Source organism: Cupriavidus oxalaticus, assembly GCF_004768545.1.
Classification (GTDB): domain Bacteria; phylum Pseudomonadota; class Gammaproteobacteria; order Burkholderiales; family Burkholderiaceae; genus Cupriavidus; species Cupriavidus oxalaticus_A.
In genome coordinates this window covers 1,018,904-1,040,407 of the sequence record NZ_CP038634.1, presented here as the reverse complement: position 1 = coordinate 1,040,407, position 21,504 = coordinate 1,018,904, and the positions used below count along the sequence as shown (strand labels likewise).

General features: G+C 69.5%; 18 protein-coding genes and 3 pseudogenes. 10 read left to right on the top strand and 11 right to left on the bottom strand.

Translation table 11 applies throughout. The features are described 5' to 3' along the window. The first annotated feature begins 93 nt into the window (after positions 1 to 93). From E0W60_RS04505 to copD, 4 genes are read left to right on the top strand one after another with little or no spacing between them, the layout of a single operon-like run. The gene (locus E0W60_RS04505) at positions 94 to 1,971 is read left to right on the top strand and encodes a copper resistance system multicopper oxidase (RefSeq protein WP_135703161.1); all 1,878 of its coding nucleotides are present in this window, start codon (positions 94 to 96) and stop codon (positions 1,969 to 1,971) included. After that, complete coding sequence (locus E0W60_RS04500) at positions 1,971 to 2,978, top strand: copper resistance protein B (RefSeq protein WP_431189869.1); 1,008 nt, start codon at positions 1,971 to 1,973, stop codon at positions 2,976 to 2,978. Before E0W60_RS04505 ends, E0W60_RS04500 begins: the two co-directional genes overlap by 1 nt. Positions 2,979 to 3,022: 44 nt before the next feature. Next, complete coding sequence (gene copC, locus E0W60_RS04495; RefSeq protein ID WP_135703159.1) at positions 3,023 to 3,418, top strand: copper homeostasis periplasmic binding protein CopC; 396 nt, start codon at positions 3,023 to 3,025, stop codon at positions 3,416 to 3,418. Between the two features lie 9 nt (positions 3,419 to 3,427). Beyond that, on the top strand, positions 3,428 to 4,351 hold the full coding sequence (gene copD / locus E0W60_RS04490; RefSeq protein WP_135703158.1) for a copper homeostasis membrane protein CopD: 924 nt from the start codon (positions 3,428 to 3,430) through the stop codon (positions 4,349 to 4,351). A 25-nt stretch (positions 4,352 to 4,376) separates the two neighbouring features. Here copD and E0W60_RS04485 read toward each other — a convergent pair whose 3' ends face one another. The 3 genes from E0W60_RS04485 to E0W60_RS04475 form a co-directional block, all read right to left on the bottom strand. Beyond that, entirely contained in the window at positions 4,377 to 4,889 is a 513-nt protein-coding gene (locus E0W60_RS04485) for a DUF6644 family protein (protein WP_133095869.1), read from the bottom strand. 15 nt (positions 4,890 to 4,904) lie between these two features. Then, positions 4,905 to 5,267 (bottom strand): DUF6152 family protein, encoded by a 363-nt coding sequence (locus tag E0W60_RS04480; RefSeq protein WP_133095868.1) that lies wholly within the window; start codon positions 5,265 to 5,267, stop codon positions 4,905 to 4,907. Positions 5,268 to 5,380: 113 nt separating this feature from the next. Next, positions 5,381 to 6,706 (bottom strand): tetratricopeptide repeat protein, encoded by a 1,326-nt coding sequence (locus E0W60_RS04475; protein WP_133095867.1) that lies wholly within the window; start codon positions 6,704 to 6,706, stop codon positions 5,381 to 5,383. 218 nt (positions 6,707 to 6,924) lie between these two features. On the opposite strand from E0W60_RS04475, the gene E0W60_RS04470 reads away from it, so the two are divergent. Beyond that, complete coding sequence (locus tag E0W60_RS04470) at positions 6,925 to 7,374, top strand: FKBP-type peptidyl-prolyl cis-trans isomerase (protein ID WP_135703157.1); 450 nt, start codon at positions 6,925 to 6,927, stop codon at positions 7,372 to 7,374. A gap of 19 nt (positions 7,375 to 7,393) precedes the next feature. On the opposite strand, the gene E0W60_RS04465 is transcribed toward E0W60_RS04470, so the two are convergent. Beyond that, the gene (locus E0W60_RS04465) at positions 7,394 to 8,242 is read right to left on the bottom strand and encodes an MlaA family lipoprotein (protein ID WP_135703156.1); all 849 of its coding nucleotides are present in this window, start codon (positions 8,240 to 8,242) and stop codon (positions 7,394 to 7,396) included. Positions 8,243 to 8,274: 32 nt separating this feature from the next. Next, the gene (locus E0W60_RS04460; RefSeq protein ID WP_135703155.1) at positions 8,275 to 10,917 is read right to left on the bottom strand and encodes an MMPL family transporter; all 2,643 of its coding nucleotides are present in this window, start codon (positions 10,915 to 10,917) and stop codon (positions 8,275 to 8,277) included. A gap of 175 nt (positions 10,918 to 11,092) precedes the next feature. Between E0W60_RS04460 and E0W60_RS04455 the strand changes: the two genes are divergently transcribed. Both E0W60_RS04455 and E0W60_RS38300 read left to right on the top strand, forming a co-directional pair. Continuing rightward, entirely contained in the window at positions 11,093 to 11,725 is a 633-nt protein-coding gene (locus E0W60_RS04455; RefSeq protein WP_135703154.1) for an MlaC/ttg2D family ABC transporter substrate-binding protein, read from the top strand. 116 nt (positions 11,726 to 11,841) lie between these two features. Next, positions 11,842 to 12,060 (top strand): annotated as a pseudogene (locus tag E0W60_RS38300) (ChbG/HpnK family deacetylase); the annotation flags it as partial. Positions 12,061 to 12,221: 161 nt separating this feature from the next. Here the strand turns inward: E0W60_RS38300 and hpnH are convergent. Then, complete coding sequence (hpnH, locus tag E0W60_RS04445; protein ID WP_133095862.1) at positions 12,222 to 13,394, bottom strand: adenosyl-hopene transferase HpnH; 1,173 nt, start codon at positions 13,392 to 13,394, stop codon at positions 12,222 to 12,224. A 21-nt stretch (positions 13,395 to 13,415) separates the two neighbouring features. Next, on the bottom strand, positions 13,416 to 14,441 hold the full coding sequence (gene ispH / locus E0W60_RS04440; RefSeq protein ID WP_135703153.1) for a 4-hydroxy-3-methylbut-2-enyl diphosphate reductase: 1,026 nt from the start codon (positions 14,439 to 14,441) through the stop codon (positions 13,416 to 13,418). Positions 14,442 to 14,675: 234 nt separating this feature from the next. Here ispH and hpnA point away from each other — a divergent pair, with 234 nt between their 5' ends. Further along, positions 14,676 to 15,680 (top strand): hopanoid-associated sugar epimerase, encoded by a 1,005-nt coding sequence (gene hpnA, locus E0W60_RS04435; protein ID WP_135703152.1) that lies wholly within the window; start codon positions 14,676 to 14,678, stop codon positions 15,678 to 15,680. Between the two features lie 40 nt (positions 15,681 to 15,720). Here the strand turns inward: hpnA and E0W60_RS04430 are convergent, their stop codons facing one another. From E0W60_RS04430 to E0W60_RS04420, 3 genes and pseudogenes are all read right to left on the bottom strand, one after another. Beyond that, positions 15,721 to 16,869, bottom strand: coding sequence for a glycosyltransferase (locus tag E0W60_RS04430; protein ID WP_135703151.1), 1,149 nt, complete (start codon positions 16,867 to 16,869; stop codon positions 15,721 to 15,723). Positions 16,870 to 17,041: 172 nt separating this feature from the next. After that, a complete protein-coding gene (locus E0W60_RS04425; protein ID WP_135703150.1) occupies positions 17,042 to 18,421 on the bottom strand; it encodes an amino acid permease in 1,380 nt (459 codons plus the stop codon). A 313-nt stretch (positions 18,422 to 18,734) separates the two neighbouring features. After that, positions 18,735 to 18,962, bottom strand: a pseudogene (locus tag E0W60_RS04420) (quinonprotein alcohol dehydrogenase); the annotation flags it as partial. Here E0W60_RS04420 and E0W60_RS04415 point away from each other — a divergent pair. Then, positions 18,958 to 19,278 (top strand): annotated as a pseudogene (locus tag E0W60_RS04415) (ankyrin repeat domain-containing protein); the annotation flags it as partial. The pseudogenes E0W60_RS04420 and E0W60_RS04415 sit on opposite strands and share 5 nt — an antisense overlap. An 11-nt stretch (positions 19,279 to 19,289) precedes the next feature. On the opposite strand, the gene E0W60_RS04410 reads toward E0W60_RS04415, so the two are convergent. Further along, positions 19,290 to 20,354: a beta-propeller fold lactonase family protein gene (locus E0W60_RS04410; RefSeq protein ID WP_135703149.1), complete on the bottom strand. Its 1,065-nt coding sequence runs from the start codon at positions 20,352 to 20,354 to the stop codon at positions 19,290 to 19,292. 314 nt (positions 20,355 to 20,668) lie between these two features. Between E0W60_RS04410 and E0W60_RS04405 the strand changes: the two genes are divergently transcribed. Then, positions 20,669 to 21,430, top strand: coding sequence for an NADPH-dependent F420 reductase (locus E0W60_RS04405; protein WP_133095856.1), 762 nt, complete (start codon positions 20,669 to 20,671; stop codon positions 21,428 to 21,430). Positions 21,431 to 21,504 lie beyond the last annotated feature (74 nt).

Here is a 21,504-nt window from a genome sequence, read left to right as displayed (position 1 = left end):
GACCGGAAGATTACCGGATTGTCATGTTCCGGTCAGGCGAGGGTAGGGTGGCGCTAGCTACGCTTGGCTTGCCTTGATCAACAAAGTGAAGCCATGCGACGCCACCGACCTACGGGCCTCTTGCTGCCCACGCCTCCCGACCTGCCACGCCGCCGCTTCGTCCAGGGACTGGTGGCCGGCGGCGTGGTCGCCGGGCTGGCGGGGCTTGGCGGCGCCAGCGCGCTGGCCGGCACGCCCCACCGCGCCACCGCTGCCGCCGCGGCGGGAACCGCGCCGGTGCTGCGCGGCACCGAATTCGACCTCGTGATCGGCGAGTCGCTGGTCAACTTCACCGGCAAGCCGATGGTGGCGACCACCATCAACGGCATGCTGCCGGGCCCGACGCTGCGCTGGCGCGAGGGCGACACCGTCACCATCCGCGTCACCAACCGGCTGCGCGAGGCGACCTCGATCCACTGGCACGGCATCATCCTGCCGTTCGGGATGGACGGCGTGCCGGGCATCAGCTTTGCCGGCATTGCCCCGGGCGAGACCTTCACCTACCGCTTCAAGGTGGCTCAGCAGGGCAGCTACTGGTACCACTCGCACTCCGGTTTCCAGGAGATGACAGGCGTCTACGGCGGCATCGTCATCGACCCGGCAGCGGGCCGCGAGCACGGACATGCCGACCGCGACCACACCGTACTGCTGTCCGACTGGACCGACGAAGACCCGATGCGGGTGCTGACCAAGCTGAAGGTGCAGAGCGACTACTACAACTACAACCAGCCGACCGCCGTCGACTTCTTCCGCGACGCGGCACGCGACGGGATGAAGCAGGCGCTGGACAAGCGCCGCATGTGGAACCAGATGCGGATGAGCCCGACCGATCTCGCGGACCTGTCCGGCGCCACGCTGACCTACCTGACCAATGGCGTCACGCCTGCCGGCAACTGGACCGGGCTGTTCCGCCGCGGCGAAACCGTGCGGCTGCGCTTTATCAACGGCTCGGGCAATACCTTCTATGACGTGCGCATTCCCGGCCTGAAGCTGCGCGTGGTGCAGGCCGACGGGCAGGACCTGGAGCCGGTCACCGTCGACGAATTCCGCTTCGGCCCGGGCGAGACCTGCGACGTCGTGGTCGCGCCGCAGGACGACGCCTACACCATCTTCGCGCAGTCGATCGACCGCACCGGGTATGCGCGCGGCACGCTGGCCGTGCGCGAAGGACTGTCGGCGCCCGTGCCCGCGCTGGACAAGCCGGAGTGGCTGACCATGGCGGACATGATGGGCGACATGGGTGGCATGGGTCATGGTGGCGCGCATGGCATGGACCACGGCAGCATGCATGGCATGGCCGCGATGAACCATGGCGCGATGCCGGGCATGGACCACAGCCAGCACGGCATGGACCACAGCCAGCACGGCATGGCGGCGATGCCGGCCGAGGCGTCGCTCAAGGTGCCGAGCAAGGCCGCGCGCCACGCCCGCACCGAGTATGGCGCCGGCACCGACATGCGCGTCGACACGGCACGCACCAATCTCGACGATCCCGGCATCGGCCTGCGCAACAACGGCCGGCGCGTGCTGACGCTGGCCGACCAGCACACCATCGGCGGACCGATGGATCCGCGCGGCCCGGGCCGCGAAGTCGAACTGCACCTGACCGGCAACATGGAACGCTACACGTGGTCGTTCGACGGCGTGGAGTTCGGCAAGTCGACGCCGATCTATTTCAAGCACGGAGAACGGCTGCGCGTTATCCTGCACAACGACACCATGATGACTCACCCGATGCACCTGCACGGCATGTGGAGCGAACTGGAAGCGCCGGACGGCAGCTTCCAGGCGCGGCGCCACACCATCCCCGTGCAGCCGGCACAGCGCATCAGCTTCCTCGTCACCGCCGATGCGCTGGGACGCTGGGCCTGGCATTGCCACCTGATGATGCATATGGATGCGGGCATGTTCCGCGAAGTGGTGGTGGCGTGATGACGGCAATGAAGAAGGCTTCCCGTTCGCTGGCCAGGCCAGCCACCCATGTCGTGGCCGCCGTGCTGGCATTGGCCGCGATGGGCGCCGCGTCGGCGCAGGATCCGCACGCGGGCCACCAGGGCCATGGTGTGCCGGCGCAGGACACCTCCCCGACGCAAGACATGGAACCGATGCAGCCCATGGAACCGATGCAGCCCATGGAACCCATGCAGCCGATGCAGCAATCCGGCGCGATGGATCACGGCGACATGAAGATGCAGGGCGGCAGCGCCCCGCCCGATGCGCGCGATCCGAACGCGTATTCCGGCGGCTACCAGCTCGGCGTCGGCAAGTACGCGCTGGGCGACAAGCGCCAGCTGGTGATGGCCGACGAGCACCTGTTCGCTTCCGTGCTGGTCGACCGACTGGAGTGGGCGCACGCCAGCGGCGAAAACGCCGCGGCCTACGAGGCGCAGGCGTGGTTCGGCAACAGCTACGACAAGCTCGTGCTGAAGGCCGAAGGCGAGGCCGCCAAGGGAAAGATGCATGACGCCCGCACCGAACTGCTGTGGGGCCATGCCGTGGCCACCTACTGGGATACCCAGCTGGGCCTGCGCAACGATGCCGGCAGCGGCCGGCCCGCGCGCAACTGGCTGGCATTCGGCATCCAGGGGCTGGCGCCGTACTGGTTCGAGGTCGACGCCACCGCCTACCTCGGCACCAGCGGCCGCACCGCGTTGCGGCTTGCCGCCGAGTACGAGTTGCTGCTGACGCAGCGCCTGATCCTGCAGCCGCGCATCGAAGCGAACCTGTACGGCAAGAACGACCCCGAGACCGGCATCGGCAGCGGCCTGTCCAGCGGCACCGTGGGCGTGCGCCTGCGCTATGAGATCAGCCGGCAGTTCGCGCCGTATATCGGCGTCGAGCGCTACCAGGCCTTCGGCAACACGGCGGACATGATCCGTACCTCCGGCGGCCGCGCCGGCGAGACGCGCTTCGTGGCCGGCGTGCGCATGTGGTTCTGAGCGGCCGCCATTTTTCTTTCTTACTACCAATACGGAGCACAGCCATGCGAATCAAGCGCCCCCTGATCGCCACCATTGCCGCCGCGGCCGCCGCGGCCGCCGCGCTGGCCAGCAGCGCAGCCCTTGCCCATCCGAGGCTGGTCACGTCCTCGCCCGCCGACAAGGCCGAGGTGGCCGCGCCGCAGAAGATCGAGCTGACCTTCTCGGAAGACCTCGTCACGCAGTTTTCCGGCGCCAACCTGGTGATGACCGGCATGCCCGGCATGGCCAGCCATGCGCCGATGAAGATGGCCGTCAGGGTGTCCGCCAGCAGCGACCCCAAGGCCATGGTGATCACGCCGGCGCAGCCGCTGCCCGCGGGCAGCTACCGTGTCGAATGGCGCGCCGTGTCGGCCGACACGCATCCCGTCACCGGCAATTTCTCCTTCACCGTCAAGTGATCGCGAGCGATGGACTGGCTCGCCGTGGTGCTGCGCCTGGCGCTCTATGTCGTCCTGGGCCTGGCGTTCGGCCTGCCGCTGTTCTGCCTGGCTGCGCTGCGGCGCGATGAACACGGTGCGCGCTTCGCCACGCAGTGCCGTGTCATTGCGCTCGGTTGCGCACTGGCCGGCATCGTGCTGTCGCTGGCCGGGCTGGTGGTGATGGCCAGGACGATGAGCGGCGCGGCGTCGTATGCCGCATTGGACCGCGAGGTCTTCGCCATGATCCTGACCGGCACGGCGTACGGCCTCGCCTGGTCGGTGCGCGTGGCAGCGCTGGTGCTGTGCCTGCCCGCCGTGCTGGTGCTGCGCGCGCGGCCCGTGGCGCAGGCCGTATCGCTGGCGACGCTGTCGGCGGTGGCGCTGGCAGCGCAGCCCTGGGCCGGCCACGGCGCGATGAGCGAGGGGATTGGCCATTATGTGCACCTGGCCGCCGATGCGGCGCACTTGCTTGCCGCGGGTGCGTGGGCTGGTGCGCTGGCCGCCTTCGTGCTGCTGTCGCGGGCACGGCCCGGATCCGATCCCGCCGCGCTGTCGCTGCTCAGCCGCACGGCCAACGGCTTCGCCCGACTCGGCACCGGCATTGTCGTCACGCTGGTGCTGACCGGCGTACTGAACTACGGCTTCATCGTCGGTGCCGCGCTGCCGGACTTCTCGGCCACCGCATACGGTGGCTTGCTGGCCGCCAAGCTCGCGTTGTTCATGGCGATGCTGGCGCTGGCCGCGGCCAACCGCTTCCGCCACGCCCCGCGGCTGGCGCAGGCCTTGCGCACGGGCCAGGCCGCCATGGCGGCGCGCGCGCTGCGGCGCAGCGTGGCGCTGGAAGCGGCTGCGGGCACGGCGGTGCTGGCGCTGGTCGCGGCTCTGGGCACGCTGTCGCCCGCAATGAGCTGATTCAGCCGGCGCGCGGTGCGTCCCCTCAGACGTAGGCGATCAGGCGTCCGGCACAGATCACCAGCACCCACATCACCACCGACACGATGGCACTGATGCGCGCGCCGGCCGGCGGCGCGCGCTCAACGTCCCAGCCGAGCCGGCTGTCATGCAGCCGCCGGTACGGCACGGTGTGGAACCACGCGACGTTGAGCAGCGCCAGCGCGACCAGGCACAGCTTGGCCAGGAAGGCGGGATTGGTGGCCAGCTCGTCCGCGTGCGCCATGAACAGCAGCACGCCGCTGGCGGCGACGGCGATAAAGGCCGCTACCGTGAACGGCAGTGCATGGCGCAGCAGCAGGCTGACCGGCAGCCGGCGCCCGAGCCCGGCCAGGCGCATGTCAACCACGACGATGGAGCCGAACAGCAGCGCCATGCCGGCGAGATGGACGATTTCCACCGCCGGGTAGGCCCACGGGGAGGAGCGCAACGCGGCAGCGAACGGCAGCCGTGCCAGCCCGGCGGCCCATTCGCTCCATTGCGCCAGCAGTGCCGCCATGGCGCGCGTGGCGGCTCAGCGCAGCTCGACGGTCTTGCCGTCCACGGTGATGCGCTCGGCGCGCAGCTCGTCGGCCTTGTCCTTGCTGGCGTAGCCGACCAGCGTGACCTCGCGGCCCACGGCGACCTTGTCGGCGGTGGCGCCGCGCGCTTCCATGCGCGACACCGGCGCAAGGATCGCCAGCCAGCGCTTGCCGCCCGCATCGATGCGGATATGCGCGTGCGGGTTCTCGTAGTGGCTCTCGACGATCTTGCCGGTCAGCGTCAGGGGCTTGGTCTCGTCGTAGGTCGACCAGCCGTGGTGGGCCAGGGCGGGTACAGCGGCCAGCGCCAGCGTGGCGCTGGCGGCGAGCATCAGCGAGCGGAAGCGGTTCGGCATGGGGCGGTCTCCGGTCAGGTGCTGGGTCGGGGGCGCTCGGGTGCGGCCAGGTGCGGTCAGGTGCAGTATAGGCGGCGCTGGGCCGCCTCGCGGGTCCGCTTTATGGGGCCACATCATGGCCGGCAGCTGTCCGCGCGCTGCACCAGCCGGTGCAGGCTCGGGCTCACGGGCCTGAGCGCGGCACGCTCGGCAGTCAGCGCAATCGCCAGGTTGCGGCGGCCGGCACGCAGTGCCGACTCGAGCAGCGTCAGGCCGATCACGTCGCGCTGCGCATGGCTGCCGCCGAAGCGATGGGCGATCAGCCGCACCGGCAGCAGCAGGTCGATCGCCCCGGTGTAGTCGCCCTGCTCGAACGCGATCAGCGCATCGGCAACGGGGAGTCCCACGTCACGCGCCATCATGGCGTTGGTGCCGTTGCCCAGCGCGGCGCGCTCGAGCGCGGCCCGCAACTGGTCGACGGCCGCCGGCCGGTGCGCGCCCAGGCTCGCCATCACGGCGTGGACGTCGTTGAAGGCGTAGTATCCGGCCGCGCCGCGGCCCAGCCAGTCGTCCGCCACGGGCTGCCAGCGCGTGCCTACGTCGACGCCACGCAGGCGCAGCCGCCACAGCAGCGCGGAGGCATCCACCAGGTCCAGCGCGATCGCCGGCGCCGGGCGGCTGATCTCGTGGTCGTACAGTGCCAGCACGTCGTCGGTGTTGCCCGCTTCGAGCTGGAACAATGCCAGGTGCCACCAGTTGTGCACGGCCAGCATGTTGTCCTCGGACCAGTCGTCGCGGCGTGCATTCAGCCAGGCGATGCCGTCGTCGAGCCGCCCCTGCATCTCCATCACGTGCGCCACCGCGTGCACCGCCCACGGGTCGCGCGGGTTCAGTTCCAGCGCGCGCCGGCCGCTTTCCTCGGCGCGGCCGTAGAGCTGGGTTTCTTCCAGCCCGAACGCATGCATGCCGAGCAGGTAGCCGTAGCCCGGCATGCCTTCGTCCCAGTGCGGGAGCACCTGCGAGATGCGGTCGCGCAGCATCGACGACTGCCCCAGCAGGAAGTCGCCCAGGTGCGCCACCTGGATCGCCAGCAGGTCGCGCGGATAGTCGACCACGATATCGCCGTACAGCCGCAGCGAGCGCTCAAACTCGCCGTCCAGCCACGCGCGCGCCGCGGCCAGGTGGCGCTGCTCGCGCTCGTTCAGCCCGCCCAGCGCCTCGCCGGCTTCCACGCTGTCGCGCAGCATGGGCTCGGCGGTGCCGTCGCCGGCGGTCAGCATCAGGCCGGCGCGCAAGGCATGGCCCATGGCGAAGCCGGGATCGGCGTCGAGCGCGGCGTCGATGACGCCGAGCGGGTCGCCGTAGTAGCCGTTCAGCAGTCGCAATGCCGTCTCGTACAGCTCGACCGAGCGGGCGTTTTGGGTGGTGACCGCGAGATCCCTTGAGTCCGTCAATGCCATGGCATCCTCCGTGCGGCCCGGCCGCGCCGGGACTGTCAGAATCATCGTAGACCGCAAAACGGGGCATGCAACGGGCCCTGTGTCGCAATCCGGCGCATACGCCGCATACGCCGCATGGCGCAACCCGCCTGTGCGCCATCGGGCGCTGGCGCGCCGAGGGGATGCCCGCCTAAGTTACACTGCCGCATCCCAATCACGACAACACGATGGCCTTTCCCATGAAAACTCTCGCGCTTTTTGTCGGATCCCTGACTCTGGCCTGCGCCGCTGCCTCTGCCATGGCGGCGGGGCCGGCTGCATCCACCCCGGCCGCCCCCGCCGCCCCCGCGGCGCCGCAGGCGCTGCCTTCGGGCATGACCATCCAGCACCTGGTCAAGGGCACCGGCCCCTCGCCCAAGGACACCGACACGGTACAGGTCCACTACCGCGGCACGCTCGCCGACGGCACCGAGTTCGACAGCTCGTACAAGCGCGGCCAGCCGATTTCGTTCCCGCTCAACCGCGTGATCCCGTGCTGGACCGAAGGCGTGCAGGCGATGCAGGTGGGCGGCAAGGCCAAATTGACCTGCCCGGCCTCGACCGCCTATGGCGCGCGCGGCGTGCCGGGCACGATTCCGCCGAACGCGACGCTGACGTTCGAGGTGGTGCTGCTCGGTATCGGCAGCTGATCCGGGCGCAGGCGCCGCCTCAGCGCGGCGCCACCGGCTGCGTCGGCGTCGGCGCAGCGGCCGGCGCGGCAGGCTTGCTGTCCTTGCTGTCCTTGTTGTCCTGGTTGTCGCCCTTGCCGCTCGCGTTGTCCGCGTTGTCCAGGTCGTCCTCGTCGCCATAGTCGGGCAGCGCCGTGTTTTCCCCCAGCAGGTAGCGCCTGCGCTGCAGGTACGCGTCACGCACGAACGCATACTTGTCCAGCGCCGCCAGCGACAGCAGGTCGGTCGCGCCCAGCAGGTTGGTGCGCACGTCGACCACGTTGGCGGCAAACAGCGAATTCCGTACCGCCGGTTCGGCATAGGTGATGGGATCGAACTGGAAATTCACATACAGGCCCACGCCGTCGCGGAACGAACTCGGACCGAACAACGGCAGCACCAGGTAGGGCCCCGACGGCACGCCCCACGTGCCCAGCGTCAGGCCGAAATCCTGCGAACGCTTTTCCAGCCCGGCCGGCGTGGCGATATCGATCAGCCCGCCCAGCCCGAGCACGGAATTGACCGCGACCCGCATAAAGCTTTCGGCCGCCGCCACGCCCTTGCCCTGCAGCAGGTTGTTGGCAAAGTTGCCGACGTCGGCGAGATTCGAGAAGAAGTTGGTGACGGCGGTGCGAACGGGCTCCGGCGTGACCGCCTTGTAGCCCTGCGCGACCGGCTTGGCCACGTACTGGTCGAGCTTGTCGTTGACCTTGAACACGGCGCGGTTCATCGGTTCGAGCGGATCGTCGGGGTTGGCCTGCGGGCCGGTGGCGCAGCCGGCGAGCAGGGCCGCGGCGGCGATGGCGGCAAGGGAAATGGCAGGCGCGCGCGGGCGGGTGCGGAAAGGCATCGTACGAAAAAGGTGCGGGAAGTCGGGACGGCTCAGGGCGAAGGCGCGGCGGTTTTGTCGTGGCCGGGCTGCGCCTCTTCGCGCGGGCGGCCCATCAGGATCGGCTGGAAGAACACCGCGCCCACCAGCGTGCATACCAGTGCCAGCGCCAGCAGCTTGCCCATGCTGGCGGTGCCGGGATGGTGCGACAGCCACAGGCTGCCGAAGGCGGTGGCGGTGGTGGCGGCGCTGTACAGCACCGCATGCGTCAGGCTCGATTGCAGCAGCTTGGTCTTGCCGTGCCGCCAGGCGATCACGTAATAGATCTTGAAGGCCACGCCGATGCCCAGCAGCAGCGGCAGCGCGATCACGTTGGCAAAGTTCAGCGCAATGCCGAACAGCACGCACAGCTCCAGCGTGACGATGGCCGACACCAGCAGCGGCACCAGCGTGCGCAGCACGTCGCCGAAGCGGCGCAGCGTGATCCACAGCAGCAGCGTGATCGACAGCACCGCCCAGGCGCCGGCCTGCCCGAATGCCGTCATGATGGTGTTGGCCGAGCCGCGCACGGCGATGGGCCCGCCGGTGGCGGCAGGCTCGGCGCGCTGCACCGCGGCGATAAAGCGGTCCAGCGCGGCCTCTCGCTGCGCGCTGCCGGCCGGCGGCAACTTCGGGCTGATGCTGACCAGCGCGCGGCCATCGGGCGTGACCCAGTCGCGCACCAGTTCAGGCGGCAGTGTCTCGCGGCTGACCGGGCGCGGGCTGAGCGCGAGCCTGAGCCGGGCCAGCGCCAGCTGCAGCGGCAGCGCGATCGCGCGCTCGGCGCGGTCGCGCGTGGCCGCGTTGGCGCCGGCGAGTTTCTTCAGCGTGGCCGACAGGTGCGCCGCTTCGGCCGCGCCGGGGCCGGGATGCTCGTCGGCGGCGATGGCGAGCTGGCGCGCCGCGTTGCGCAGCGCATTGACGCGGGCGGTGTCGTTCGCGGGCGTGGCGGTGGGCTGCGTGAGCGCCGGCATCAGCGCGGCCGACGCCTGCGCGATCGCCTGCAGCTTGGGCGGCTGGTCTTCCGGGATAAAGCTCTGCAGCGTGACAGCGCGCGCCACCTCGGGCAGGGCCGCGAGCCGGGCGGCGCTGTCGCGCGCCGCCTGCAGCGACGGCGCCAGCACGCTCACGTTTTCGGTGCCGGCCTGCGGCGCGTCCTTCAGCGCCAGCAGCGTCGCCATCGATTCGGACTGCGGGTCCTTCAGGTGCAGCGGATCGAAATCGAAACGCAGGCCCGGCAGCAGCGGCGCGCCGGCGAGGATGGCCAGCAGCGTCACCAGCAGCACCGGCTTGCGGTAGCGCTCGAAGAACAGGTCCGCCGGCGCCAGCCAGGCAAAGCCGGGCGCCTCGGCTTCGCCGCCGGGCCGCAGCACGCAGACCAGCGCCGGCAGCAGCGTGAAGGTGGTGGCGAACGCGATCATCATGCCGACGCCGGCGATCAGGCCCAGCTCGGCCACGCCGCGGTAATCGGTCGGCAGGAAGCAGAAGAACGCCGCCGCGGTCGCGGCCGCGGCCAGCGCAAGCGGCGCGCCGACCGCGTGCGCGGCCATTCCCAGCGCCTCGACCGCGTGGTCGCGGTCATGGCGCTCGGCGCGGTAGCGCACCCCGAACTGGATGCCGAAGTCCACGCCGAGGCCGACGAACAGCACCGCGAACGCCACCGAGATCATGTTCAGCGCGCCCACCATGGCCAGTCCCAGCGCCGCAGTGATCACCAGCCCGGCGAACAGGCTTGCCAGCACGGCCACGATCAGCCGCGCCGAACGCAGCGCCAGCCACAGGATCAGCACCACCACCAGTACGGTCAGCACGCCGTTGAGCGCGGCGCCGTCGCTGACCGAGGCAAATTCATCGTCGGCGAGCGCCTGCGGGCCGGTCAGCCGCACCGTCGCCTGGTAGCGCTGCGCCAGCTGCAGGTCGGCGGCCGCCTGCCGGATCGCGCGCGAGGCCGCGGCGCCGGCCTGCAGGTCGCTGTAGTCGAGCACCGGGCTCACGGCGACGTAGCTGTAGGCATGGCCGCCGGGGCCGGGCTTGAGGCTGTCTTCGACCAGTCCGGCCCACGACAGCGCCGCGGGCCTGCCGGCCAGCACCTGGTCCAGTGCCTGTGCGCTGCTGCCGAGCAGCTTGGCCATGTCGCCAAGCTTGACCTGGCCCAACTGCAACGGCAGCGTCAGCGTGGTGGTGAGGGTATCGGAGAGGCCACGCAGCGTGGGGTCGTGCGCCAGCGCGCTGACCAGCGGGCGCGCCTGCACGAGTTGCTGCGACAGCTGGCGGACTTCGTCGGAACTGGCGAACAGCAGCCCGTTGCGTGCGAAGAACGCTCCCCCGCCAGGCTGGACGACGGCGGTGAAGCGCGCCGGCTGGCGGCGCAATGCCTCGGCCAGCGCATCGGCGGCGGCATCTGCCAGCTCCGCGGCTGGCGCCTGGACCACCGCCAGGAGCAGCTGGCCGCGCTGCGGGAAGGCGGCATTGATGGCGGCATTGCGCTGTGCCCACGGCGCGTCCGATTCGAGCAGGCGGCCGATGTCGGTGTTGATCGCGAAGTTGTGCGCGACGTAGACGCCGCTCGCAGCGCTCAGCAATGCCGCCAGCATGATGACCCGCCAGGGCCAGGCCGTGGCGAGCCGGACGATGCGTGTCAGCAGCGTAGTCAGCATGGGCGGATCCGGAAGGAGCACGAACCGCGAGTATATCGGCTGGCGGCGTGGCATATGCGGCATACAGGGCGGAGCAGCGCAGGAGTGTTCCGCTTATACTGGCCGCACACTTGCCAACCGCGCCTGACAGCCATGCGCCACACGCGCGGCCACCCTGTCCTTCCTGCACGAGATCATGAAGAGTTACGGTTTGCTCCCCCTGGTGCCGCTTGCGGCGGTGGTCATGGTTGCAACGGCGCACGCCCAGGCGGTCCAGCCCGGCGCCAGCCCCGAGAAGCTGGTGCAGACGGCGGTCGAAGGCGTGGTCGGCACGATCCAGTCCAACCCCGACACGCGCGCCGGCGACCTCGCCAAGATCACCGCGGTCGTGCGCAAGCAATTCCTGCCTTATGCCGATTTCCGGCGCACCACGCGGCTGGCGGTCGGCAGCGCCTGGCGCAGCGCGACGCCCGAGCAGCAGAAGCAGCTCTACGAGCAGTTCGAGACGCTGCTGGTGCGCAGCTACGCCGTATCGCTGGCGCAGCTGCGCGAGCAGAACGTCAAGTTCCGCTACCAGCCGTCCAAAGCCGGCAGCGACGCCTCCGACGTGGTGGTGCAGACGCGCGTGATCAACAATGCCGACGAGATGCAGATCGACTACCGGCTGCAGCGCACCGCCGCCGGCTGGCGCATCTATGACATCAACATGATGGGCGCGTGGCTGATCGAGGTGTATCGCAAGCAGTTCGCCGATATCGTCGCGCGCGGCGGCGTGGACGGACTGGTGAGCTACCTGACCACGCACAACGCCCGGCAGAACGCCGACTAGGCTTTTCCCGCCTCGCGCGCGCGGCTGCGGCGCCAGCGCCGCAGCTCCACCCACTGCGACGTTGCGCGCGGCCTGCGTCAGCGCCTCGATCGCCAGCGCATGCCAGAACTGCACCGGGTGCCATGGCGCTGGACGGCTGCCGCTTCTTCTTCCTGCCGCATGTGCGGCGCCAGCTGGCCGCCGAGATCCGCGCGCAGTTCGACGCCTTCGCCGCGACCGGGCTGCCGCTGGACCATGTCAACACGCACAAGCATTTCCACCTGCACCCGACCGTGCTGGCCGAAGCGGCCCTGCGCATCGACCAGCGCCGGGATCCGCGCGCGGCAGCGTGGCGGGCCCGTCAGCCAATACCACGTGCAGGCTCACGCGCAATGACGGCAGCCGGCGCGCGCGCTTCGACGGCGCGCCACCGACGCCGCGGCCAGCGCAAGCCCGCCGCCACGCAGGTCAGCGCAGCGCCGGTCAGGCTGGCGGCGAGCATGGCACGGTTCCGGGATCAGTGCGTGGCTGCGCCTTCGGCCTTGGCCGCCTGCCGGCCCTGATTGGCGGGCGGCTTCGCGCGCTGGATTTCCTCGAGCTTGATCTCGACGTGGCGCGAGAATACGTACTCCGCCGGCCGCTGCCGGTCCAGCGCAATATCGGGCGCCATCGGCCCGCTGGTGCGCACCCCGCGCAGGCTCACGCCCAGCGCCTTGAGCGGGTGGGCGAAGGTATCCGCCACCGCGGTGGCCTCGTAGCCGCTGTGCACCATGCAGTCGGCGCACTTCTCGTAGTTGCCGGTGCCGTAGGCGTCCCAGTCGGTCTCGTCCATCAGCTCGCGGAAGGTCTTGGCATAGCCCTCGCCGACCAGGTAGCACGGCCGCTGCCAGCCGAACACCGTGCGCGCCGGGTTGCCCCACGGCGTGCAATGGTAAGTCTGGTTGCCCGCCAGGAAGTCCAGGAACAGCGTCGACTGGCTGAAGGCCCAGTTCTTGCCCGCGCGGCCGCGGCCGAGGATGTCGCGGAACAGTTGCCGGGTCTTGCCGCGGTTCAGGAAATGCTGCTGGTCGGGCGCGCGCTCATAGGCATAGCCCGGCGACACGGTGATGCCGTCCACCCCCAGCGCCTTGACCGAGTCGAAGAAACTGGCCACGCGCTCGGGCTCGGCATCGTTGAACAGCGTGCAGTTGATATTGACGCGGAAGCCGCGTTCCTTGGCCTGCCGGATCGCCGCCACCGCGCGGTCGTAGACGCCTTCCTGGCACACCGAGCGGTCGTGCATCTCGCGGTCGCCGTCCAGGTGCACCGACCAGATGAAATAAGGGCTGGGCTGGTACTGGTCCAGCTTCTTCTCCATCAGCAGCGCGTTGGTGCACAGGTAGACAAAGCGGCGCCGGGCGATGATGCCCTGCACGATCTCCGGCATGTCCTTGTGCAACAGCGGTTCGCCGCCGGCGATCGAGACCACCGGCGCGCCGCATTCGTCGACCGCGTCCAGGCATTCCTGCACCGACAGGCGCTGGTTCAGGATGGGATCGGGGTAGTCGATCTTGCCGCAGCCCGAGCAGGCCAGGTTGCAGCGGAACAGCGGCTCTAGCATCAGCGCGAGCGGATACCGTTTTTGCCGCGACAGATGCTTGCCGACGATGTAGGCGCCCACGCGGGCAACCTGCAGGAGCGGGATGGCCAAGGCAGCTTCCTCTGGTTGGGTTTAGCCGGCGATATTCTCGCTGGTGCCGGCAGCGGCAGGCGCGGTGTCGGCTTCGGCGCGGGCGGCGGCCTTGCCAGCCTTGCGCGGCACGGCGGATGGCCTGACCTCGGCCAGTTCGGCGGGCAGGCGGAATTCGGCATGCTCCTCGCGCCCTGCCATGGTGGTGACCTCGACCGGGCCCAGATTGCGCAACGCGGCGATCACGTCCTCGACCATTTCCTCGGGCGCCGAGGCGCCGGCGGTGATGCCGACCACGTTGGCGTCGCGCACCCAGGCCGGGTCCAGCTCGCTGCCGTCGGCGATCAGGTAGCTGGGCACGCCGCTTTCGGTGCCGATCTCGCGCAGGCGGTTGGAGTTGGAGCTGTTGGTCGCGCCGATCACCAGGATGACGTCGGCCAGCTTGCACAGGTCGCGCACGGCGCTCTGGCGGTTTTGCGTGGCGTAGCAGATGTCGCGCGTATCGGGGCCGACCAGGTTGCTGAAGCGGCGGGCCAGCGCGGCGATGATATTGCGGGTGTCGTCAACGCTCAGCGTGGTCTGCGTGACGTAGGCCACCGGCGTTTCGGGCGGCAGGTCCAGCTGCTCGACCTCGGCCTCGTTCTGCACCAGGATCACCTTGCCCGGGATCTGGCCCATGGTGCCTTCCACCTCGGGATGGCCGGCATGGCCGATCAGGATCACGGTGCGGCCGCTGGCAGCGTACTGACGGCCCTGGGTATGGACCTTGATCACCAGCGGGCAGGTGGCGTCGATGGCATGCAGCTGGCGCTGGCTGGCATCGGCGACGACCGCGCGGGAAACGCCGTGCGCGCTGAAGATGGTCACGGCGCCGGTCGGAACTTCGTCGAGTTCTTCGACAAAACGCGCGCCTTTTTCTTTCAACCCCTCTACTACGTGCTTGTTATGCACAATCTCATGCCGCACGAACACCGGCGCGCCGTGCTTGACGAGGGCGCGGTCGACGATCTCGATCGCGCGCACCACGCCGGCACAGAAGCCGCGGGGCTGAGCCAGAATCACCTGCATAAAGTAGACCCCCAGACCCTTTGCAACGGGTTTCAGCAATTGGGATGGCCGGATTTGCGATCCACAGGCCGGCGCCGCACCGGAGATTCATCAGGATCACATTTCCGTCGCACGATGGTTACTATATACCCGACACGCGCGCTTTGTCTGGCAGCCCCGCGACCCGGCGGGCCGGAACGGCGAGCGCGGCCCGCCGCCTTTGCGGCGCTTGTACCACACCGGGAAAACGGCTTTATGACGAGAAACGATGACGTGCTGGTGACAGGAGCCTCGGGTTTCCTCGGGTCGGCGATAGTGCGGCAGGCCCTGGCGCAGGGTTTCAGCGTGCGCGTGCTGGTGCGCCCGCAGAGCCCGCGCACCAACCTGGCCGGCCTGCCGGTGACGGTGGCCGAGGGCGACATGCGCGACGCCGCCGCCGTGGCCGCCGCGCTGCAGGGCGTGCGCTACCTGTTCCACGTTGCCGCCGATTACCGGCTGTGGGCGCCCGATCCGGAGGAGATCGTGCGCACCAACGTCGATGGCACGCTGGCGGTAATGGAAGCCGCGCAGCGCGCCGGCGTCGAGCGCGTGGTCTATACCAGCAGCGTTGCCACGCTGCGCGTCGCCGGCGCGCAGGCGCCGGTGGACGAGACCGCGCCGATGCACCCGCACGAGGCCATCGGCGCCTACAAGCGCAGCAAGGTGCTGGCCGAACGCGTGGTCGAACGGCTGGTGGCCGAGCATGGCCTGCCCGCGGTGATCGTCAACCCGTCGACGCCGATCGGGCCGCGCGACGTCCGGCCCACGCCGACCGGCCGCATCATCGTCGAGGCGGCGGCCGGCAAGATCCCGGCCTTCGTAGATACCGGGCTGAACCTGGCGCATGTGGACGACGTCGCCGAGGGCCATTTCCTGGCACTGGAGCGCGGCCGCACCGGCGAGCGCTACATCCTGGGCGGTGACGACGTGATGCTGCAGCAGATGCTGCGCGATATCGCCGAGCTGTGCGGCCGGCGTCCGCCCACCATGCAACTGCCGCGCTGGCCGCTGTATCCGCTGGCGCGTGCGGCGGAAGCGGCGGCGCGGGTGACCGGTAAGGAGCCCCTCATTACCGTCGACGGGCTCAATATGTCGCGCTACCGGATGTTCTTCACGTCGGCCAAGGCGCGCCAGCAGTTGGGCTATGCGCCGCGCGCTTACCGCGAAGGGCTGCGCGATGCGCTGGCATGGTTCCGCACGCAGGGATATCTTGGCAAATGAGCGGCAGGTGAGCGGCAGGTGAGCGGGTGAGTGCTGCGCCTCAGGACCGCACCGGCGCCTGTGCCCGCCCCTTCCACTGCCCGCCGCGGCGCAGCCAGTAGCGCCGCGCCGAGTCGATGGTGGCGCCGAGGTAGAACAGCGCCGTCACCGGCAGCAGCGGCGCCAGCCATGCCGGCTGGCGGTACTCGCGCAGCATCGGCAGGTAGGCAAACGCCATCGCGCCCCATGCCAGCCACGCCGGCCACAGCCGCCAGCCGCCGGCCAGCGCCAGCAGCGGCGGCGCCAGGTAGGTCAGGGCCATGCCGGCCACCGCGCCCGCCAGCAGCAGCGGCGAATAGCGCAACTGCGTATAGGCGCTGCGCGCGATCATGTCCCACAGGCTGCGCCAGTCGTCATAGGGACGCAGCGACAGGCTGTCGTCGGCCAGGTCCAGCCGGATCGCGCCGCCGGGCTTGATGCGCGCCGCCAGGCTGCAGTCGTCGATCAGCTCGCCGCGGATCGCGGCAAAGCCGCCGATGCGCGCCAGCGCCGCGCGCCGGGCCAGCATGCAGCCGCCCGCCGCCGCGGCCACGCGCGAGCGCGGGTCGCGCACGCGCGCGAACGGGTAGAGCTTGGCAAAGAAAAAGACAAACGCGGGCACGACCAGCCGCTCCCACGCCGATTCGCAGCGCAGCCGCACCATCAGCGAGACCAGGTCGCGCCGCTCGTGCTCCGCGCGCGCCACCAGCGATGCCAGCACGCCGGGGCCATGCCAGATGTCGGCATCGGTCAGCCAGACATAGCGGGCGCGCGCAGCGATGCGGTCGGCTTCGGCCAGCCCCTCGGACTGGGCCCAGACCTTGCCGCTCCAGCCGGGCGGCAGCTCGCGCGCGCCGGACACCGCAAGCGCTTGCGGACGCGCGGTCGTCGCGGCAGTGGCGCGGGCGAGATCGGCGGTGCCGTCCTGGCTGTGGTCATCGACCACCACCAGCGAGAGCTGCCCCGGATAGCGCTGGCCGAGCACGCCCGCGACCGCGCGCGCGATCACCGCGGACTCGTCGCGGGCCGGGATGATGGCGACCACGTCCGGCCATTGCGCCGGCGCCGGTGCGGCGGCCGGCTTGTGCACGCGCCAGAAGCCGGCGCGCAGCCACAGCAGCCCGCACCAGATCGCCAGCGTCAGCAGCGACAGCGCCAGCGCGATATCCATGGCGATTTCAGCAAGTGGCGCGCCGGCACGCCTTGGCGGCGAGGCGGCGTGGTTGGCGCGGTGCGGCGCAGGTGTCAGGCGTCTCGGACATTCGGCCCCCTGGCAATGGATTGCCCGGGGCCATTGTAGCGAGGTGCGCTGTCACGCGCACCTCGCGCGCACTCGCGCTCGTTCAGGCGCGGTAGCTGACCGGCCCGCGCGAGCGCATGTCCAGCGCGTAGTAGCAGATTGTCAGCAGCACCAGCCAGCCCGGGCCCACGTACAGCGCCACGCGCGTTTCCGGGAAGTAGGCCATCAGCGCCACCACCAGCGCCAGGAACGCCAGCGCGATGTATGAACCATACGGCCAGAACGGCATGCGGAAGGCCAGCGCCTTGCGCTCGGCCGCCGACAGGCCGCGGCGGAAGTTGATCTGCGTGACCAGGATGATGGCCCAGGTCCAGACCGCGCCGAAGGTGGAGATCGCGGTCACCCAGACGAACACCTTTTCCGGCACCAGGTAGTTGAGCAGCACGCCGCACAGCAGCGCGGCGATCGACACCAGCAGCGCGCGGCGCGGCACGCCGTTGCGGTCTACCCTGGCGAAGGCCGCCGGCGCCTGGCCCTGCAGCGCCAGGTTGTACAGCATGCGCCCGGTGCTGAAGATGCCGCCGTTGCACGACGACAGCGCCGCGGTCAGCACCACGAAGTTGATGATGCCGGCGGCGGTCTTGATGCCCAGGCGCTCGAAGGTCAGCACGAACGGGCTGCCCTGCGCGCCGATCTCGCTCCACGGGTACAGCGACAGGATCACGAACAGCGCGCCCACGTAGAAGATCAGGATGCGCCAGAACACCGAGTTGATCGCGTCCGGGATCGACTTCTTCGGGTTGCGCGCCTCGCCGGCGGTCAGGCCGATCATCTCCACGCCCAGGTAGGCAAACATCACCATCTGCAGCGACATCAGCACGCCCGAGGCGCCATTGGGCATGAAGCCGCCATGCGCCCACAGGTTGGAGATGCCGGTGGCGACGCCGCCGTTGCCGAAGCCGAACACGATCATCGCGCCGCCGCCGAACAGCATCAGCACGATGGTGACGATCTTGATCATGGCGAACCAGAACTCGAACTCGCCGTAGGCCTTGACCGCCATCAGGTTGACCGAGCCCATCGCGGCCAGCGCGGCCAGCGCCCAGATCCAGCGCGGCACGTCGGGGAACCACATGCCCATGTAGATGGCCACCGCGGTGATCTCCGCCACGCAGGTCACCAGCCACAGGAACCAGTAGTTCCAGCCGGTCAGGTAGCCCGCCAGCGGGCCCATGTGGTCCTGCGCGTAGCGGCAGAAGGAGCCGGCCACGGGGTTGTGCACGGCCATCTCGCCCAGCGCGCGCATGATCAGGAAGATCATCGCGCCGCCGATCAGGTAGGCCAGCATGATGGCGGGGCCGGCCATCTTGATGGCGCTGCCGGCGCCCAGGAACAGGCCCACGCCGATGGCCGAACCCAGCGCCATCAGGCGGATGTGGCGTTCGCCCAGGCCGCGTTGCAGATGCTCTGCGCTTGCACTCATGTCTCGTTGTCTCCGTGTGATCAGAATGGCCGCGCCGGCCCTTGTGGGGCTGGCGGGGAGCAGCATATCTTCGCGTTCGCTACGGGCCTGCGCCGAGCCGGCAATACGCCACACCGCGCAATCCGCGTGCGCCGGTGAGGTAGCCGCCGTCAGGAAATGTCCAACAAGAGGTCTGGCCGCAAACGGAAAATAGCGGGCAGGTTAATAAGATCACGGGGGAATTTGTTGCTGAATTGCCGTAGAAATTTAAGAAAAATTGCTATGCCTGCTGTGGTAAATGCTTGTTGCGCAACACCGTGTCGGTACGTTGCACGGCGTTGGGCGCCCATTCCACGCCGCCGTTTGCGCCCGGCAGCATGCGCGCGCCTTGCGGGGTGGGCAGGGTCCACATGTTCTCCTGCGGGATCATCGCCTGCGAATAGCGGATCAGGCGGCCATCGCGGCGATCATGCACGTAGACGTGCCCGGTCTTGCCGCCGTGGATGACGCCCGGGGTCATCTGGCCCTTTTCATCGCGCACGTCGACCAGGATGGCCGCCGAACTGAACGCCACCGACCGCGTCAGCAAGACCGCCATGATCTATGCAGCGGGAGAGGGTCGCACGGTGGTGGTGAAGCAGTTGCTGGACGCCGGCGTCGACAGCAACGCGCGCTATGCGCATGGGCTGACGGCACTGATGTGGGCGGCCGGCTATGACAAGAGCGAGGTCGTGCAACTGCTGATTGCACGTGGCGCCGATGCCTCGTTGCGCGATGACCGTGGGCTGACCGCACGCGAGATTGCCGAGCAGGCTGGCGCGAAGAACGTGGTGTCGATCCTGTCGGGCAGCCCTACCGCGGCGGCGCCGGTGAAATGACGCCGCGCCGCTTACGGCGAATCGATCGAACCCACGCTTTTCGGAAAGGTCACGATGCCCCAGCTCAGCGGCAGCCCGTCGAACTGCTTCACCGGCTTGTAGGTGCGCGCGTCGAAGACCAGGACCGCATTGGAGCGGCCGCACGCCACCAGCAGCCGCGCATCGTCCGGCGTGAAGCTGAAATGCCAGCAGCGCTTGCCGACCGGGATCTCGGTCAGTAGTGCGAAGGTCTGCGCATCGAACACCTGCAGGGAGTCGGCGCGCGACGCGGCGACGAACAGCCGCGCGCCGGCGCGATCGAACGCCACGCCGTAGGGACCGGTGCGCGTCGGCACGGTGCGCTGCACGCGGAAGTCCGTGGCGTCGAGCACCACGAAGGCGTTGGTGTTTTCCAGCGTCACCACGTAGCGGGCGCCGTCGGGGCTTGCCTTGATCCCGCGCGGGCGCGAGCCGGCCGGCATCGGCAGCAGCTTCACTTGCCTGCCGCTGGCTTTTTCGTAGACCGTGACGGTGTCGTCGCCTTCGTTGGTGACCAGCATCAGCTTGCCATCGCGCGAGAACTCGATCCCTTCGGTTTCCAGCCCGCTGCGGATGGTCCGGCTCACACGCCAGTCTTTCAGGTCGATCACGGCGATTTCAGCCGGCAGCGGCTTGTCGTCAGTGCCCTTGCCCTTTGCGGGCGGCGTCGGCGCGGCGCCGGGCGGGCCGGAGCGCTCGCCCGGTTCGAACGTGACGAAGGCCTGGTCGCCCGCCATGCGCACGAACTCCGGGTTCTGACCGATCGGCACGCGCCGGACCGGCTGGCCGGTGGCCAGTTCGATCACCGACACGTCGCCGGTGTCCTTGTTGGCCGCCAGCAGGTATTTGCCATCGGCGGTCACGCCCAGCCCGCGCGGGCCCTTGCCACCCGCCGGCAGACTGGCGACGGCTTCGAGCCGCTCCAGGTCGATGACTGCGATACCGCCGCCTTCGGTCGATACGTAGGCCTGCGCCGCGTGGGCTACGAGCGGGCACGCCAGCGCAAGCAAGGCGGCCGCGAAGCTGCATGGCGTACGGCGTAACAGATGCGAGAGCATGGCGATTCCTCCTCGCCGTCGGTGACTGTCTGGATTGGCGGGAAAAGCCTGTGGCTCGATGCAAGCCTGGCAACGGGGTCGGGCGTGGGCCATGGGGTTCCCCTTTCCCCTCTCGCGCCGCATCGCGCGGGCGGCTGTAACGCAGACTTCGTGGCGTGGCGCAAATGCTACCTAATCTAGTCCAGCGCGCAGGCAGTGCCAAGCGCGATGGCCCGGCAAGCCATTTTTTCGCCTAGAGTTCGTTGGGCGGCCGGTGTGCGGCAGGAGATGCGCATGGTGGCCGCGCGGGCAAGCAATCATCCTGGGAGCGCGCGATGCAAGAGCCGGCCAATGTCTTCAATCCCGAACGTCGCCGCATGCTGCGAACGGGGGCAATGGCCATGGTGGCGCTGAGCTTGCCGCCGTTGAGCGCCTGTGCCCGGAAGCCGGCTGCCGCCAGCGACGCGGGTCCGGGGCGCATCGGCGTGATCGGCTCCGGGCGCATTGGCGGCACCATCGGCGGCCTCTGGGTCAAGGCGGGGCACCCGGTCCTGTTCTCGTCGCGGCATCCTGAAGCGCTCAAGCCGCTGGTCGACGGCCTTGGCCCGCTGGCGCGGGCGGGAACGGTCGCCGAGGCAATCGCCTTTGCCGACGTGCTGTTTCTCGCCACCCCGTACAACGCCTTGCCGCAGCTAAGCCAGGAGAATGCCGGGGCATGGTCGGGCAAGATCGTGCTGGATGCCACCAATGCCTTCGCCCAGCGCGACGGCGCGATTGCCGACGAAGCGCAGCGCAACGGCATTGGCATCACCACGGCGAAATACCTGCGCGGCGCGCGCGTGGTGAGGGCGTTCAACTTCATGGGCGCGACCAACTTTGCCAATGAACATCACCGGCCCGGCGGCCTGATCGCCGTGCCGATCGCCGGTGACGACGAGGCGGCGCTGCAGGTGGCGGCGCGGCTGGTGCGCGACGCGGGGTTCGAGCCGGTGGTGGTGGGGCCGCTGGCCAGCGCGGACAGGTTCGCGCCAGGCGGACCCCTGTTTCGGCAGATCGGCACGGCCGAAGAATTCCGCAGGAAGATGAGCGGGCAATAGGGCTGGTCGCCGCGACCTTACCGCGCGCACGTACCGATCAGCGCTGCCGATCGTGCAAGGCAGCCGCCCGCCAA